Origin of the sequence: Streptomyces sp. ME19-01-6 (assembly GCF_033793745.1) — a bacterium.
In the GTDB taxonomy this organism is placed as follows: domain Bacteria; phylum Actinomycetota; class Actinomycetes; order Streptomycetales; family Streptomycetaceae; genus Streptomyces.
This window is the reverse complement of the sequence record NZ_JARAXF010000025.1, coordinates 99,420-115,267: the sequence shown is the minus strand read 5'-3', so window position 1 is coordinate 115,267 and position 15,848 is coordinate 99,420. Positions and strand designations below refer to the sequence as shown.

13 protein-coding genes are annotated in these 15,848 nt (G+C 71.5%); 7 read left to right on the top strand and 6 right to left on the bottom strand.

Annotation, left to right across the window (positions count from 1 at the left end; all coding sequences use genetic code 11):
* Positions 1-155 precede the first annotated feature (155 nt).
* From PV419_RS38465 to PV419_RS38455, 3 genes are all read left to right on the top strand, one after another.
* Positions 156-1,319, top strand: a complete 1,164-nt coding sequence (locus tag PV419_RS38465; RefSeq protein ID WP_319696975.1) for an MFS transporter — start codon at positions 156-158, stop codon at positions 1,317-1,319.
* A gap of 163 nt (positions 1,320-1,482) precedes the next feature.
* Positions 1,483-2,361 carry a universal stress protein gene (locus PV419_RS38460; RefSeq protein ID WP_319696973.1) on the top strand — a complete coding sequence of 293 codons (879 nt, stop codon included), beginning with the start codon at positions 1,483-1,485 and terminating at the stop codon, positions 2,359-2,361.
* A gap of 88 nt (positions 2,362-2,449) precedes the next feature.
* Positions 2,450-3,121 carry a CBS domain-containing protein gene (locus PV419_RS38455; protein ID WP_319696971.1) on the top strand — a complete coding sequence of 224 codons (672 nt, stop codon included), beginning with the start codon at positions 2,450-2,452 and terminating at the stop codon, positions 3,119-3,121.
* A 71-nt stretch (positions 3,122-3,192) separates the two neighbouring features.
* On the opposite strand, the gene PV419_RS38450 is transcribed toward PV419_RS38455, so the two are convergent.
* Positions 3,193-4,395 carry an Acg family FMN-binding oxidoreductase gene (locus PV419_RS38450; protein ID WP_415925469.1) on the bottom strand — a complete coding sequence of 401 codons (1,203 nt, stop codon included), beginning with the start codon at positions 4,393-4,395 and terminating at the stop codon, positions 3,193-3,195.
* 247 nt (positions 4,396-4,642) lie between these two features.
* Here PV419_RS38450 and PV419_RS38445 point away from each other — a divergent pair, with 247 nt between their 5' ends.
* Positions 4,643-5,302, top strand: coding sequence for a CBS domain-containing protein (locus PV419_RS38445; RefSeq protein ID WP_319696967.1), 660 nt, complete (start codon positions 4,643-4,645; stop codon positions 5,300-5,302).
* A 78-nt stretch (positions 5,303-5,380) separates the two neighbouring features.
* A complete protein-coding gene (locus PV419_RS38440; protein ID WP_319696966.1) occupies positions 5,381-6,256 on the top strand; it encodes a universal stress protein in 876 nt (291 codons plus the stop codon).
* 152 nt (positions 6,257-6,408) lie between these two features.
* Here the strand turns inward: PV419_RS38440 and PV419_RS38435 are convergent, their stop codons facing one another.
* The 5 genes from PV419_RS38435 to PV419_RS38415 all read right to left on the bottom strand — a co-directional run bounded on the left by PV419_RS38435 (position 6,409) and on the right by PV419_RS38415 (position 12,110).
* Positions 6,409-6,789: a hypothetical protein gene (locus tag PV419_RS38435; RefSeq protein ID WP_319696965.1), complete on the bottom strand. Its 381-nt coding sequence runs from the start codon at positions 6,787-6,789 to the stop codon at positions 6,409-6,411.
* A gap of 337 nt (positions 6,790-7,126) precedes the next feature.
* Positions 7,127-8,008 (bottom strand): universal stress protein, encoded by an 882-nt coding sequence (locus PV419_RS38430; protein WP_319697003.1) that lies wholly within the window; start codon positions 8,006-8,008, stop codon positions 7,127-7,129.
* 72 nt (positions 8,009-8,080) lie between these two features.
* Positions 8,081-8,440, bottom strand: a complete 360-nt coding sequence (locus tag PV419_RS38425; RefSeq protein ID WP_319696963.1) for an RtcB family protein — start codon at positions 8,438-8,440, stop codon at positions 8,081-8,083.
* Positions 8,441-8,774: 334 nt separating this feature from the next.
* Positions 8,775-11,180, bottom strand: a complete 2,406-nt coding sequence (locus PV419_RS38420) for a glycoside hydrolase family 65 protein (RefSeq protein WP_319696961.1) — start codon at positions 11,178-11,180, stop codon at positions 8,775-8,777.
* Between the two features lie 15 nt (positions 11,181-11,195).
* The gene (locus tag PV419_RS38415; RefSeq protein WP_319696959.1) at positions 11,196-12,110 is read right to left on the bottom strand and encodes a universal stress protein; all 915 of its coding nucleotides are present in this window, start codon (positions 12,108-12,110) and stop codon (positions 11,196-11,198) included.
* An 82-nt stretch (positions 12,111-12,192) separates the two neighbouring features.
* Between PV419_RS38415 and ppk2 the strand changes: the two genes are divergently transcribed.
* Together ppk2 and PV419_RS38405 are read left to right on the top strand one after the other, a co-directional pair.
* Entirely contained in the window at positions 12,193-13,038 is an 846-nt protein-coding gene (gene ppk2 / locus PV419_RS38410) for a polyphosphate kinase 2 (RefSeq protein ID WP_319696957.1), read from the top strand.
* On the top strand, positions 13,035-15,764 hold the full coding sequence (locus tag PV419_RS38405; RefSeq protein WP_319696955.1) for a bifunctional GNAT family N-acetyltransferase/acetate--CoA ligase family protein: 2,730 nt from the start codon (positions 13,035-13,037) through the stop codon (positions 15,762-15,764). Before ppk2 ends, PV419_RS38405 begins: the two co-directional genes overlap by 4 nt.
* The last annotated feature ends 84 nt before the right edge of the window (positions 15,765-15,848 follow it).

Sequence of the window (15,848 nt, the reverse complement as noted above, 5' to 3'; positions counted from 1 at the left end):
ACCTCTCGCCTGCCACGTGGGCCGTGAGACACCTGGCCCTCCAACTTGAGTCGGAGAGCGAGGCAGCCCCCTCTCCGGAGCGGAAAGAGGAGGGTCCCCTGAGCCGCACTTCATCGCCGCGGGCCGGCGGGGCGGCGGCCACACAGCCGACGCGGATGCTCGCCCTGGCAACGGCCGGATTCATGCTCTGCTTCTGGGCGTGGGCGCTGCTGGCGCCCCTCGGCCCGACTCTCAGGGAGGACCTGGACCTCACCTCGTTCCAGCAGTCCCTGGTCGTGGCGGTTCCGGTGGTCGTCGGCTCGCTCGGCCGGATCTTCGCGGGCGCCCTCACCGACCGCGTGGGGGCACGCCGGATGTTTCCCCTCGTCGCCGGCCTCACCGTCCTGCCGGTGCTCTACCTCGGCCATGTGGCCGACTCCCTGCCCGCGGTGCTTGTGGGCGGCTTCTTCCTCGGTCTGGGCGGCACGACGTTCGCGATCGGTGTGCCGTTCGTCAATGCCTGGTATCCGCCCGAGCGGCGAGGGCTTGCGCTTGGGATCTTCGGCATCGGCACGGGCGGTACCGCTCTCTCGTCCTTCACCACCGTGCAGCTGGCTGACGCCGTCGGGTACGCGTTCCCCTTCGACGTGGTCGCCGGCCTCCTGGCCGGGTACGCGTTGGTGGCCGGACTCCTCCTGCGCGACAGGTCCGACCGCGCCGTACCGTCCGGTTCCTTGCTCGCCCGCACCACGGCGGCCCTGCGCATGCCCGTCACCATGCGGCTGGCCTTCCTCTACGCCGTGGCCTTCGGCGGTTTCGTCGCCTTCAGCGTCTACCTGCCCACCTACCTCACCACCGCCTACGGTCTCGGACGGTCCGACGCCGCCCTGCGCACCGCGGGTTTCGTCGTCCTCGCCGTCGCCATGCGCCCGGTCGGTGGATGGCTCTCCGACCGGTTGCACCCCGTGCCCGTGCTCATCGCCGCATACGTGGCGTTGGCGGCTCTCGCGCTCCTTGCCTCCGTGGAGCTGCTACTGGTCCCGCTCGGGACTCTCGCCTTCCTTGGTATGGCGGCCGCCGTCGGAGCGGCATCGGGTGCCGTGTTCGCACTGGTCGCCCGCCTCGTGTCCCCCGAGCGAGTCGGCTCGGGCACCGGCGTCGTGGGCGCTGCCGGGGGACTGGGCGGCTTCTTCCCACCTCTGATCATGGGTGCCATCTACGGGGCCACGGACGACTACACATGGGGATACGTGCTGCTGGCGATCACCGCAGGCGCTACCGCGGCGTTCACCGCCACCACCATGAGACACGAAGCCCGGCAAGCGTCGCACGCGGCGTAGGCCGTGACCACGACCGCCGCGGGCGCTCGCTCAGACCTTGCCTGACAGAGGGAGGCGCCGATGACGGTGGCGCTGCCGCCGGATGGTGACCGGCGGCGGGCGGGGTCAGGCTGGATGGTGAGAGCGCGGAAGGGGAGCGAGTTGCGAATCCCGGGAGGCGGCGATGACGAATCCGCTGGGGCATCGGCCGGTCGTGCTGGGCGTCGACCCCGACCCCGCCAAGCGGATGGCGCTTGCCTGGGCCGTGGACGAGGCAGCCCGGCGCCGGTTGCCGCTGCGGCTGGTGCACGCCCAGGGCGCTCCGACCGGGGGATACCGCTCGAGGGAGGTACGGCCGTCCTGGGAGGAGTGGAACCAGGCGCTGCACGTGGCGGGTGACCAGGTACTCAGGGAAGCGGTCACCTTCGCGGAATCCCGGCGTCCCGAGGTGGAGGTGTCCACGCTGCTGGCGGAGGGGGACCCGGCCTGGGTCCTACGCGAACAGGCGAGGGACGCCACAGCGATCGTGCTCGGCTCGTGGCACCTGAGCACCAAACAGGAACTGTTCACTTCCGCCTCAGTGGCGCTGCCGGTCATCGCCCACGCCCCCTGCCCGGTCATCGTGGTGCCGGAACCGGAGCACATCACACAGCATCCCCCGTACCTGGTGGTCGGCGTGGACGGGAGCGCGCACTCCGCCACGGCAGTCGACTTCGCGTTCGACGAAGCCGCCTTGCATGGTGCCGCCCTGCGGGCGATCTCTGTCTGGCACCCCCCACTGCTCGGCGCCCTGGACGAGCACGCGGCGCTGCAGGAATGCCGCCGTGTGCTCTCCGAGACGGTCGCCGGCCGCACCGCGACCCACCCGGAAGTGGAACCGCACCACGAGGTCGTCAAGGGCCACCCGGTGGAGGTGCTGACCGAAGCATCCGCCCACGCGGTCGGTCTGGTGGTGGGGACACGGGGGCATGGCGGGTTCGCGGGCATGCTGCTGGGTTCGGTGAGTCAGGGCGTGCTTCACCACGCGCGGTGCCCGGTCCTCGCTGTCCCGCTCCGCACCTGAGGGAGCGAGGTGGCGGGCGGTCGGACACTGGAGGTGGTGGGGTGGCCGGTACGACGAATGAGGCAGTCGCGGAATGAGGAGGTCCCCGGTGTCTGAGACTCCGCACCAGGTGAGTGACGTGATGACGCGTACGGTGGTCGCTGTCGGGCGCGACGCGTCGTTCAAGGAAATGGTCAGGACCATGGGGCAGTGGAGGGTGAGTGCCATGCCGGTCCTGGAGGGCGAGGGGCGGGTGGTCGGTGTGGTCTCCGAGGCGGATCTGCTGCCCAAGGAGGAGTTCCGGGACAGCGACCCGGATCGCTTCGAGCAGTTGCGGCGCCTCCCCGACATGGCGAAGGCGGGGGCGGTGACGGCGGAGGAGCTGATGAGCGCCCCGGCGGTCACGGTCCACGCGGACGCCACCCTGGCCGAGGCGGCCCGGATCATGGCCGTTCGGCGGGTCAAACGGCTTCCCGTGGTCGACGATGAGGGGATGCTGCGGGGCATCGTCAGCCGGGGCGATCTTCTGAAGGTCTTTCTCCGGCCGGACGAGGACATTGAGGAGGAGGTTCGCCGTACGGTGATTTCCTATCTCTTCCCGGAGGCCGGCCATGCCGTGCGCGTGCGGGTGGACGAGGGTGTCGTCACTCTTGGTGGCCAGATTCCGAACGCCGCGATGATTCCCGTGGCCGCGCGTCTCATTCGGGCGGTGGAGGGGGTTGTGGACGTCGAATGCCACTTCACCGCTGCCGGACAAGCTCAGGGGGCACGCGGCTCCTGACAACACACTCCGGGCAGGCAGGCCCTGTGTCCCCGAGCTCCGTGGGCGCGTGGCGCCTGGCGCACACCTGGTCAGGGCTGGATGTCGAGTGTGTGGCGGGTGGGGCGCCGTGGTGTTCTGGGGCCTGGTGGGCCGTAGCCGAGGCGCAGCACCATGTGTACGTGTCCCGCCCCCGCCACGGGGTCGCGCAGTGGCCAGCGCAGGTCGGGCCATTCGAGGGCCTGGGTGATGAAGGAGCTGGAGAGTTCTTCGAGGGTGGCGGTCAGCAGGACGCGTTCCATGGCCTGGCCCGCGCGCAGCCAGTCATTCGGGTTGTCGCCAGGGGTGGCCAGCAGCGCCAGCTGAGGGGAGCTTTCGAAGTCGGCGGTTTCGCGGCCGGGTACCGGTCTGCCGCCCGCGAAGTCCCGTACGGGGGCTTTGCCGCCGTGCCGGCGGGGGCCGAAGGCGTATGGCGGCACACCTTCGGTGGCGGATCGTGGCGTCTGGTCGGGGAGCTGGGTCCAGTGGGTGAGGTCCGCAGCGCTGCCCTGGTCGGTGAGGTTGCGCGCCTCGGCTTCCAGGGTCAGGTCCAGGACCGTCTGCAGGTGCCATCCGGAGGCGAAGGACAACGAGACGCCTTCCGCTCCGGCCGCCTCCCGGAGGGTGGTGCGCACGGACTCGGGGATCTCGGTGTCGGCGAACGGGGACCGGCTGGTGTGGCGGGCGTGGATGGCCGGGTACAGGCCGCAAAGGTCGTCTTCGTCGCCGAGCGGGCTGGTCAGCGCTACGGTGGCGAGCAGCGTGGGATCCCCGGGATCGGGCAGGAGCCGGGTCGTCGGTTGCCGGCCCGTGTGAGCGGCCGCGACGCGCAGGTTCATCAGGGCGGCGCCGCAGCCCAGGTGGAGGGCGCGGAGGTCCGCGTCGGAGTGCGGCAGAGTTCTCGCCAGATCCGCGGTGACGTGGAACAGGCGCTCGCCCCGGAAGTACCGGAACCGCCAGGGCTGTGCGTTGTGCATCGACGGGGCGGCCGAGGCATCCCGCACCAGCGCCGCAACCTCCACGTCGGAGAGCGGCCGTGCGCCCGCCCCCGCTGCCGTTCCGGCCGGGTGGCCGGTGTGGTGAATATGGGCGTCCGGTCCGGGGAATACGAGGGAGACCCGTCCGGAATCCGACCAGCGCACGTCGTACGGAGGCGTCCCGTCGTTGTGGTGGACTCCGACGATTTCGCCGTTGCGCCTGGTCGCACCCGTGGTCGGGCTTTCGACAATCAGGTGGTCGCCGACATGAGCACGCATCGGCATCCCCGCCTCTCTGCCGGTCTTCTTCGTCCAGCGTTTCACGGTTGGCGAGCGATGGCATGGGCGGAAGGTCCTCGCGGGGGTACTCGATGGCCCTCGCGCCGGGCCGGGTGGCCGGTGAGCGGGGCCAGGCGGCTCATGTGGTGGCAGGCGCGGGCTGCGAGGCTGGCAATGCCCATGTGCGGCTCCGCCGCGTGGCGGACACGGGCAGGCCGAAGAGCGAATGTCCGAAGGGAGTCGGGACATGCAGCACAGGACGGTCGGGGAGCTCATGACCCGCAACGTGGTCCGGGCGCCGCGCGAGATGCCGTTCAAGGAGATCGTGGAGCTGCTGGCGGAGAACGATGTCACCGCCGTGCCGGTCGTGGACGCCTCCGGCCACCCCATCGGTGTGGTGTCCGAGGCGGATCTGCTGCGCAAGTCCTCCGGCCAGGCCGATCCGTCCGGCCGGGTGCCGATCCCGCACCTGGAGGCATGGGAGCGCGCGAAGACAGAAGGCACGAGGGCGGAGGAGCTGATGTCGGCCCCCGCGGTGTGCGCGCGACCGGAGTGGTCCGCGGTCGAGGCGGCCCGACTGATGGCGGTCCAGGGCGTCAAGCGGCTTCCCGTGGTCGACGAGACCGACAAGCTGCTGGGCATCATCAGCCGCGGCGACCTGCTGCGGATCTTCCTGCGCCATGACGACGCGATCCGCGAGGAGATCGAACGGGATGTGCTGCGCCGGACGATGCGCATGGCTCCCTCGGCGGTGACGGTCGAGGTACGCGAGGGCGAGGTCACCCTGCGCGGCTCGGTGGAGGCCCAGAGCGTGGTCCCGATCATCGAGCGGCTGTGCCGGAGCGTGGACGGGGTGGTCTCCGTCACCGAACACATCGCCTACGGAACCGATGACACCGGAAGCTGACGCCGAAGGGTCTGCCACCGTCACACCGGACGCAGGACACGTGGCATCGAGAGGCTACGCGCGAGACGGAGCACCGCCATGGAGGAACAAGTCGTCACCGTGGGCCTCGACGGCTCACCGGAGAGCCTTGCCGCGGCCCGCTGGGCCGCCGGCGAGGCGAAGCGGCGCGAACTCGCGCTGCGCCTGCTGCACGCGTGGGTCCTGCTGTCCCCGCCCACTCCCGACAGTCCTTCGGCCGACGACCAGAACTACTGGGCGAAGCGGATCGTGCACGACGCGCGCACTGAGCTCAGCCGTCGCTACCCGGGCCTGCCCATTACCGAGGAGCTGGTCGCGGAGGAGGCTGAGACCGCCCTGATCGGCGCGGCGGCGCGGTCCCGGATGCTGGTGCTCGGATCGCGGGGCATGGAGCCCTTGGCGAGCTTCTTCTTCGGCGACATCAGCCTGTACGTCGTCGGCCGGGCCGAACGGCCCGTGGTCCTGGTGCGTGCCGGTGAGACGGAGGAGGAACGGGCGCCCGGGGCCCGCGAGCGGGACGTGGTGGTCGGACTGAGCCTGCACGGCCCCCAGGACAACCTCCTGGAATTCGCCTACGTCACCGCCTTCACCCGCGGTGTGCCGCTGCGCGCCGTCCACGGCAGGAGCCTGCCGGTCCAGGCGTACGTTCCGTGGGGGGTGGACCCCGGCATCGCCAGGGAGGTCGCCGACAAGGCGCAGAGGGAGCTGGATGGGGTGCTGCGGCCGTGGCGGGAGAAGTTTCCCCGCGTGCGGGTCATCGACGAGGTGCGGCTTGAGAGCCCCGCGCAAGCCGTCGTACGGGGGGCCTCCGGCAGCGGGCTGCTGATGATCGGCCGCCGCAAGCACCGGGCCGCCCTGGCGCCCCGGATCGGCCCCGTGGTGCAGGCGGCCGTGCACCACGCGATGTGTCCGGTCGCTGTGGTCCCCCACGAATGACCCGCGTATGAGGCGGGCACATGCCGGAACGAACCCCCATGGCCTGGGAGACGATCCGTAAGGACGCCGCACTGCGCGTCCGACTGAACCTCCCGTGCACGCACTCGGTCTTGATCGGCCAATGCCGCGAAGTTAAGGCGCCGTCGCCGGTGTCAAGGCATGGGAGCGCGATCTTGTAGGTGCTGGGGCGGTGCGGGCCAGGATGCCGGAGCGGTCCAGCGGGCGAGTTGGTTGCTGAGACTCTTGATCTTCATGCCGGTGAGGCCGAGGGCGGCGGCGAGTTCCTGGAGGTGCCATGCTCGGCCCGGGTCCGGTACCAGGACCGTGATACCAGTGTCCAGCGGCCTGGGCGGCTGGTGCGGGCGCTGTCGGTGTGGCGGCGGCGAGCAGGGCGGGCGGGTGGGGGTGATGTCGATGACGGGGACGCTGCTGGTGGGCCGTCCGTCGCGGTTCCAGGTGTGGTACCGGGAGATCCCGCACTTGACGATGCGTGCGGAGATGCGTGGCCTGCGCCGGGGCAGCAGGTTCCGCAAAACCGCCGCCCCGATGCGGCCGACCAGATCGGCGCTGCGTCCGCGGTATGAGTGATCGTCAAGCCCTCGGCGCGAGTGACGGTGTCGCGTGCGGCCTCCACCGCGGTGGTGAAACCGGCGCGGTCCGGGTCGCGTCCGGGGACGGAAGGCATGTTTTGGCCTGGTCAGATAAACGACTTCCCAATCAGGAAGTCAAGCGGCCATCGTGACTGATGGTGGATTTTGATAGCACGCTTCGTCGCGGATCATGACGCCCGCGACGCGGGACACGATCGCAGGCTGGCCATGGAGGAAAGGTAGAAGGCCCGGCGCGGGCCGGTCTTGGCCGCTCGGCGTCTCACAGCCGCTCCGGCACGACGGCGACCGGACATGCGCAGTGGTGCAGTACGGCGTGGCTGACCCGGCCGAGCTGCAGACCGGTGTGGTCAGGGCGGCGGAGGGCTCCGACCACCAGCAGATCGGCACGCTCCGACAGGTCCAGCAGAACCTGGTACGCACGCCCCTCGACCACATCGCGGTGGCATGTGATCGCGTCGTGTTCGCGCTCGATCCGGTCCACCACCTCGCTGAGGATGCTCGCTGCCTGCTCCTCGTAGAGCAGGGTGGTGGCCGCGTGCTCGAGCAGCGGCCGGCCCGCGTGCCGCTCCGCCGGGCACAGCCAGGTCCGTACGGCCTGCACTTCGGCGTTCCGTGCCTGTGCCTCATGGAAGGCGAACCGCGCCGCCGCCAACCCCTCCGCAGGGTCGCCGACCGCGAGGACGACGCGCCCGAAGGCCCCCTCGCGGTTCCGCTCGCCGCCACGGACCACGACCACCGGACACACGGCACGGGCCGCCACCGCCAGGCTGACCGACCCCAGGAGCGAACCGGCGAGCTCGCCTCTGCCGCGGGAGCCCGTGACCACGGCGAACGCCTCACGGCTCTCGGCCAGCAGGGCCGTCACGGTGTCATCGGCCAGCGCTTCGCCGCAGGCCTTGACGTCCGGGTTGCGCAGTGTCGCGCGTTCCGTGGCGGACGCCGCGATGCGTTCGGCCAGGATCTCCCCCGAGGGCGGGCGGCCGGTGTCGAAGAAGGGGAGACCTCCTTCGTACCGCTCCCAACGAGAGGCGTGGACCAGACGCAGGGGCAGCCCATGGCGTGCCGCTTCGTCGACGGCCCAGTCCACCGCCTGCAGACTCGACTCTGATCCGTCGACCCCCACGACCAGCGAGAGTGACATCATCCCCACCGCCTTCCTGCGGGGCTCGTCCCCTGGGTACCCACATCTCCACAGTGGCACCGACCGGGCTCATCAGCTTTGGCAGGCGAGGGGCCGGCTCCGCACGCTTGATGTCCGCAACAGCAGCCGGACACCGCAGGAGATCCGGACACCGCAGGAGATGTCGAATCCCACCCCCGGCGAGACCACGCCTCCGGCGTCGATGTCCGTGGCGGCGACCCCGCCGATCGGGAAGCCGTAACCCCCGTGCACATCGGGCATGGCGAAGAAGGAGGCACGGACGACGCCGGGCAGCATCGCCACGTTCACCACCTGCTCCAGCGCCTTGTCCCCAACCGCCTGCGGCAGCAGCTCTCGGCTGGCGAAGACGATCCCGGGAACGCTCATCCGGTCCTGCCGGTCGATGCGGAAGCGAAACGGGCTCTCCTCCACGCATTCCAGGCCGTGGAGGGTGACCGCTTTCGGCGCGGCCCCGTCGCCGGGAGCGACCCGGTGTCCGTCGCCATGTGCAGGCAGGCCCGCAGACCACCCGGGTCGGCGGTTCCATGGCGACTGGGATCTCGTCCGCGGTGTCGAGCCAGTAGACGACCTCTTCCAGCAGGGCCGCCAACAGGTCCTCGTCCGTGTCTGCCCGCACCACGAAATCCCGTCTGCGGACCCCTGCCGCGTCCGCCAGGTCCAGGAACGATGTGCAGGCCCTTCGCACCGCCTGCGCCCGTATCCCCATCATGGCGTGTCGGGGACAAGTTCGCGCTGTCGGTCGCGGTCACTCGCCCGGCAGGGTCAGCAGGCAGGTCTCGCCCGGAGCCACGGAGACCGTGCGGTCGGCCAGTGCCACGTCGATCGGTTCGCGGTCGGAGGCGGGTACGGTGATCCGCAGCTGTCCGGTGCTCAGTCGCAGGCGTACGCCCCAGTGGCCCCGGTAGCGGATCGACAGCTCGAACCGGGACAGCTGGGGCAGCGGCACGGGGTCCAGCCGCAAGGTCCCGCCCCGGGGCTCGAGGCCGGTCAGGCCGCGCTGTACGAGGTCGAGGGTGCCGGCCATGGCGCCGAGGTGGATGCCCTCCCCGGTGGTGCCACCCTGCAGGTCGGCGATGTCGCCGGTGAGCGCCTCCTGGCAGAACCGCCAGGCCTCCGCCCGTCGCACCCGGGGCAGGACCCAGGCGTGGACGAGGCTGCTGAGGGTGGAGCCGTGGCTGGTGCGGCGCAGGTAGTAGTCGACGGTACGTCTCCAGGCGGTGTCGTCCAGCTCGTAGCCGAGCCGGCGGAAGAGACCGCGCAGCTCGGCAGGGGCGAAGAGGTAGCCGAGCATCAGCGCATCGGCCTGTTTGGAGGCCTGGTAGCGGTTGACCGTGTCGCCTTCGGCCTCCAGGATCCGGTCCAGGCGCCGGATGTCGCCGTAGCGCTCGCGGTAGCGGTCCCACTCGAGTTCGGCGAGCTCGCCGTAGCCGTCGAACTGGCTGACGACCCCTTGGTGCCAGGGGATCAGCAGTCTTCGGGACACGTCCTGCCAGACGTCGAGCTCGGTGTCGGCGAGAGCGGTGCGTTCGAACAGGTCCCGGCGGCGCGGCTCGGGCAGGGAGCGCAGCAGGTCGAGGGCGCGGGTGAGCACCCACGCGGCGGTGACGTTGGTGTACGTGTTGTCGTCGATGCCTGGGCGAAGGGCGCCGGGGTAGGCGTCGTGATACTCATCGGGGCCGACCACGCCGAGGATCCGGTACCGTCCCCGGGCGCTGTCCCAGGTGGCCGCGTCGGCCCAGAACCGGGCGGTCTGCAGCAGCATCTCGGCGCCCTTGGTGTGCATGAACTCCACGTCACCGGTGGCCTCACCGTACTGCCACACGTTGTACGCGATGGCCGACCCGACGTGGTGCTGGAGGTGGGAGTGGTCGGGCAGCCAGCGTCCCGAGCGCGGATTGAGATGCAGCCGCTGGGTCTCTTCACGGCCGTCGCTGCCGCTCTGCCACGGGTACATCGCGCCCGCCCGCCCGGCGTCGCGGGCCGCGAAACACGCCTGCTCCAGCCGCCGGTGGCGATAGTCAAGCAGCGCCCGGGAGACCTCGGGCAGGTGCAGGTTCAGATAGGGCAGCACGAACAGCTCGTCCCAGAACACATGGCCCCGGTACGCCTCGCCGTGCAGCCCCCGCGCGGGCACCCCGACGTCCAGGTCCGCGGTGTGCGGGGAGAGTGTCTGGAGCAGGTGGAACAGGTGCAGCCGCAGGATCCGCCCCGCCTGGCCGGGAACGTCCATCTCACACGCGCGCCACAGCTGCTCCCACGCCGCACGGTGTGTGTGGGCCAGTGCCGTGAAGCCCGGTGCACGGCCCACGCGGTCCACGGCGGCGTGCAGGGGATCACTGATCGCCGGGTCGCGGGAGGTGTGCAGGGCGACGCACTTGTCGACGGTCACCGTCCGGCCCGGCTCCATGAGCGGCCGCAGCAGGAGGCAGGCGCGCTCCGGCCGGTGGGTGGTGGCCGTGTCGGTGTCGCCGTCGGTGGTGGTGCGGGCGGCCATGCCGACGCGGATGTCGGAGGTGCCGGTGCGGCAGCGCAGCCAGACCACGTCACCACCGGGTGCGGTACCCGTATGCATGTGGGTGAGGTGCCGGTTGGCCAGCTGCCGGTACCGGGCCACGCCGGTGTTGGCCACCGCCCCGTCCAGCGCCGACTCGACCTCCAGCCGTCCCGACCAGTCCTCCGCCGTGAACTCGGTCCGCAGCGCCGCCAGGTGCGGGTCGCCCATGTGGACGAGGCTCAGCTGCCGCACGGCCAGGTGCCGGCCGGTGTCGTCCACGTAGCGCGCGGTGCGTTCCAGGACGCCCGCGCGCAGGTCAAGGGTCAGCCGGTGGTCGAGCGGGGGGTGGGTGTCCGGCGAGAACCACGGTGTCGGGGCCTCGTCGGCGGTGTCCTCGCCCCGGTGCCGGAAGCGCAGCGGCAGCCAGTTGGGCAGGTTGACCAGGTCCTCGTTCTCCACGCGAAGGCCCGCCACCTTGGACTCCAGCCGGTTGTAGCAGCCGGCGGCGTAGGTGCCGGGGCTGTGAACGGTGTCCGCGCCGCACTCCGGGACGGCGCCCCGGGTCGCAAAGTAGCCGTTGCCGAGGGTGCACAGGGACTCCCTCAGCCGCTCCCCGGCCGGGTCGTAGCCCTCGTACACCCAGGTCCATTTGGGCATCGGCGAACCCACGGGTCACCCCCGCTGCGGCACCACGGCGACGGGGCAGGCGGCGTGGTGGAGAGCCGTGTGGGCCACTCGACCGAGTTGCAGCCCCGTGTACCCGTGTGCGCGCCGGGCGCCGACCACCAGCAGGCCGGCCCCGCGGGAAGCGTCCAGAAGCACCTGCCCGGCCCGGCCTTCGGTCACCTGTGGCCGGATCTCCACCCGCGGATGGTCGCGCAGGGACTCGGCCAGCGCATCCTCGAGGACCTCGGCCGCCTGCTCCCGATGGCGGCGGGCCAGATCCCTGGCGAACGGTGGACGGTCGGCGGTGTCCTGCGCCGGGCGGCGCCAGGCCCGTACGGCATACAGCGCCCAGCGGCGGGCTTCGGCCTCCCGGAAGGCGAAACGCACGGCCTGCGGTCCGGTGTCCGGTCGGCCCACGCCGAGCACAACCCGTGGCCGTGTCCCGAAGGCGTCGTTCCCCTCGTCGTGCAGGACCACGACGGGACAGTCGGCGCGTGCGGCTACGGCCAGGCTGACCGAGCCGAGGAGCAGCCCGGTCAGTCGGCTGTGGCCCCGCGACCCGAGCACCACCATCGACGCGTTACGGGCCTCGCCCAGCAGCGCCCGCACCGGGTCCTCAGGCAACACAAGAGCCGAGATCTCCACCTCATGGGCTCGGCGCCGGGCGTGTCCCGCGGCAGTGTCCACGATGTTCTCGGCGACCGCCCGTGCGGAGCGGCGGCCCGAGGCGATGGCCGGTTCCGTGGCCTCGTATCGCTCCCACAGGAAGGCGTGGACCAGGCGCAGTGACACACCGTGGACCACCGCCGTGTCCACCGCCCAGTCCACGGCGCGGAGGCTGGAACGCGACCCGTCGACGCCGACGACCAAGGGCAGCCCCACGACGACCACCACCCTTCCCATGTGCTGCCGTGTTTCCACCCTGCCTCCGCCTTCGCGTGGTGTCAGCTCGGGGCGTGGTGGCGGGGCGGCGGAGCGGTCTGTCCGATGCGACACTGGCCCCATGGGCGAGCGCGGCTCCGGCCGACTGCCCCGGGCCCGGTACAAGCAGGAGCTGCGCCGACTGCAGATCGAGCTGGTGAGGCTCCAGGAGTGGGTGCGGGCCGAGGGGCGGCGGCTGGTGGTGGTCTTCGAGGGGCGGGACGCGGCCGGCAAGGGCGGCGCGATCAAACGGGTCACCGAGAGCCTGAACCCGCGTATCGCGCGGGTTGTCGCCCTGCCGGTGCCGACCGAGCGGGAACGCACCCAGTGGTACTTCCAGCGCTATGCCGCGCAGCTTCCGGCCGCGGGTGAGATCGTGCTCTTCGACCGCAGTTGGTACAACAGGGCCGGCGTCGAACGCGTCATGGGTTTTTGCACCGAGGAGGAGCACCAGCGCTTCCTGCGCCAGTGTCCGGTCTTCGAACGGATGCTGGTCGAGGACGGGATCCTGCTGCGCAAGTACTGGTTCTCGGTGAGCGACTCCGAGCAGGAGCGACGGTTCCGCAGACGGCTGAGCGATCCGACCCGGCGCTGGAAGATCTCGGCGATGGACCTGGAGTCCATCACGCGCTGGGAGGCGTACTCCCAGGCCAAGGACGAGATGTTCGCGCGCACCGACATCCCCGCGGCACCCTGGTATGTCGTCGAGGCCGACGACAAACGCGCGGCCCGCATCAACATGATCGCTCACCTGCTGTCCACCGTGCCGTACGGCGACGTCCGGCTGCCGGACCTGCGCCTGCCGCCGCGTCCCGCGCCCACCGGCTACGAGCGGCCGCCCAGGCAGCTGCAGACCTATGTGCCCGACCACGCCGCCTCGCTCCGGGCACCGGATCGCGAAACCCGTGGCGAAAGGGCTCACGGATGACGGACCCGGCACACCGCCCCGACACGGTTCACGCGCTGCTCGCCGACGGCAGCACCGTCGAGATACGCGCCGCCGGACCGCAGGACCGAGACGAAGTGCTGCGCATGCACCGGGAGATGTCACCGGAGGACCTGCGGCTGCGGTTCTTCGCGGCCAATCCGAGCTACGCGAGCGAGGCGGCGGCACGCATCTGCGCACCCGCGCACTCCGGCTACCGAGCCCTGCTCGCGGTGGCGCGAGGGCGGGTGGTCGGTGCGGCGGAGTACACGACCCTTCCCGCGACCCCTGGTGAGCCGGTGTCGGCCGACATGGCCCTGGCCGTCGCGGAGGGCCGCCACGGGCAGGGCATCGGCACGCTGCTGCTTGAACACTTGGTTCACGCGGCCAGGGACGCGGGGGTCTCGACCTTCACTGCCGAGGCGCTCGCCGAGAACCACGCAGTCCTGAAGGTCTTCGCCGATCTGGGCCTGCGCACCTCCCGCCACTTCGACGGCACCGACGTGCGCTGCACCGTGCACCTGGAGGAGGACGAACACTATCTGTCGGCGGTGGACCAGCGTGGCCGGATCGCCGATGTGGCGAGCTTGAGGCCACTGCTGCGGCCCCGCTCGGTGGCCGTCGTCGGCGCGGGCCGACGCCCTGGGTCGGTGGGGCGCGCGGTGCTCGGCAACCTCCGCTCCGGAGGATTCGACGGGCCCCTGTACGCGGTCAACCCGCACGCCGATGTCATCGAGGGAACGCCTGCCCACCCGTCGGTGGCGGCCCTTCCCCTCGTCCCAGAGCTCGTCGTGGTTGCGGTACCCGCGCCCGACGTCCCCAAGACGGCCGAGGAGTGCGGCGCCCGGGGGGTCGGCGCGCTGGTCGTCCTGACGGCGGGCCTCGACGCGGCCCAGGCCGAGGCGCTGTTCACCACCTGCCGCCGGTACGGGATGCGGCTGGTGGGCCCCAACTGCCTGGGCGTCGCCAACACGGCCGACGAGGCGCGCCTGAACGCAACCTTCGCCGCGCATCCGCCGCTGCCGGGACGGGCAGGGGTCGCCGTGCAGTCCGGAGGGGTGGGCATCGCGCTGCTCGAGCGGCTCGGCCGCCTGGGCGTGGGCATCTCCAGCTTCGTCTCACTCGGCGACAAGTACGACGTCAGCGGCAACGACATGCTGCAGTGGTGGGAATCCGACCACGGCACCCGTCTCGCCGTCCTCCATCTGGAGTCCTTCGGTAACCCCCGAGCCTTCTCCCGCACCGCCCGACGGGTCGCCCGCGGCATGCCGGTCCTCACGGTGGACGCGGGCCGATCGGACGCCGGACGGCGCGCCGCGGCCTCTCACACCGCCGCCGCGGCCACCCCCACCATGACCCGCCGGGCCCTGTTCACCCAGGCCGGGATCATCGCCACCCACAGCATCGCCGAACTGGTCGACACCGCGGCCCTGCTGTACACCCAGCCACCGCCGGCCGGAGCCGATGTCGCGGTGATCAGCAACGCGGGAGGCGCCGCAGTGCTCGCCGCCGACGCCTGCGTCGAGGCGGGGCTGAACGTCCCCGCCCTCGACACCGCCCTGGTCGATGAACTCCGCACGCTCCTGCCGCCCGGGGCGGCCACCGCCAACCCCGTGGACACCACGGCCGCGGTGACCGCCGACCGGCTGCGCGCCTGCGTGGACCGGCTCGCCGCACACGGCGCCGTCGACGCGGTGCTGGTGGCCCTGGTCCCCACCGCGCTGGCCAGCGGAACCGACCAGGACCCGCTGCTCGCCCTCACCGGCACACCGGGCCGGCGCCCCCGGCCGGTCCTCGCGGTCCTCCTCGACCAGGAGGCCCCCGTACGACTGCTCACGAGCACCGACGACCGCGCCATCCCGGCCTACGGCGAGCCCCAGTCCGCCGCCCGCGCCCTCGCCCACGCCGTCCGCCACGCCCGCTGGCGCGCCGAGCCGCCGGGCACCATCCCCCCGCTGTCCGGAATCGACACCGCCGGCGCCACGGCCATGGTGGAGGAATACCTCACCCACCACCCCGACGGAGGCTGGCTCGACCCCCGCGCCTGTGCCGCCCTCCTCGACCGCTACCACATCCCCCAACTCCCCTGGGCCTGGGCCGAGGACGAGGACAGCGCCGCCGAAGCCGTCCGCCACCTCACCGAAGAGAACACCAGGATGGCCCTCAAGGCATACTGGCCCGGACTGGTGCACAAGAGCGACCAAGGAGCACTGCGGCTCGACCTGGAGGGAGCGGAAGAGGTCCGCACCGCCTACCGGGAGCTACGGGAACGCTTCCCAGGCCGCATGACCGCAGCGCTGGTGCAGCCGATGGCGCGCCGTGGCACCGAGCTGTTCGCCGGCGTGGTCCAGGACGAGGTGTTCGGCCCCCTGGTGCTCTTCGGCCTCGGGGGCACCGCCACCGAACTGCTCGCCGACCATGCCGCCCGGCTCGCCCCGCTCACCGACCGCGATGTGCACACCCTCATCACCTCCCCGCGCTGCGCCCCCCTGCTCTTCGGCTACCGGGGCGGCCAGGCCGTGGACCTGGAGGGCCTGGAGCAAGTGCTGCTGCGGCTCTCCCGGATGGCCTGCGACCTCCCGCAACTCGCCGAGGCCGACCTCAACCCGGTGATCGCCCGGCCCGACGGCGTGGTGGCGCTCGACGTCAGGCTGCGCATCCTGCCCCGCCAGGCCCACGACCCCTACCTGCGCCGACTGCGTGCCGCGACACGCCGACAAGGGGCCTGAAGAAGCCAGCGGCCTCCGCGGTCACGACTGCTGCGGGACCACGGCGACCGGGCAGCTGGCGTGGTGAAGGAGGGAGTGGCTGAC

Excerpts from the sequence above, each read along its gene's own strand:
- ppk2 (WP_319696957.1), top strand. The coding sequence starts at position 12,193 with ATGGGCGAGCGCGGCTCCGGCCGACTGCCCCGGGCCCGGTACAAGCAG.
- PV419_RS38405 (WP_319696955.1), top strand. The coding sequence starts at position 13,035 with ATGACGGACCCGGCACACCGCCCCGACACGGTTCACGCGCTGCTCGCC.
- PV419_RS38450 (WP_415925469.1), bottom strand. The coding sequence starts at position 4,395 with ATGCGTGCTCATGTCGGCGACCACCTGATTGTCGAAAGCCCGACCACG.
- PV419_RS38465 (WP_319696975.1), top strand. The coding sequence starts at position 156 with ATGCTCGCCCTGGCAACGGCCGGATTCATGCTCTGCTTCTGGGCGTGG.
- PV419_RS38440 (WP_319696966.1), top strand. The coding sequence starts at position 5,381 with ATGGAGGAACAAGTCGTCACCGTGGGCCTCGACGGCTCACCGGAGAGC.
- PV419_RS38420 (WP_319696961.1), bottom strand. The coding sequence starts at position 11,180 with ATGCCCAAATGGACCTGGGTGTACGAGGGCTACGACCCGGCCGGGGAG.
- PV419_RS38445 (WP_319696967.1), top strand. The coding sequence starts at position 4,643 with ATGCAGCACAGGACGGTCGGGGAGCTCATGACCCGCAACGTGGTCCGG.
- PV419_RS38460 (WP_319696973.1), top strand. The coding sequence starts at position 1,483 with ATGACGAATCCGCTGGGGCATCGGCCGGTCGTGCTGGGCGTCGACCCC.
- PV419_RS38430 (WP_319697003.1), bottom strand. The coding sequence starts at position 8,008 with ATGTCACTCTCGCTGGTCGTGGGGGTCGACGGATCAGAGTCGAGTCTG.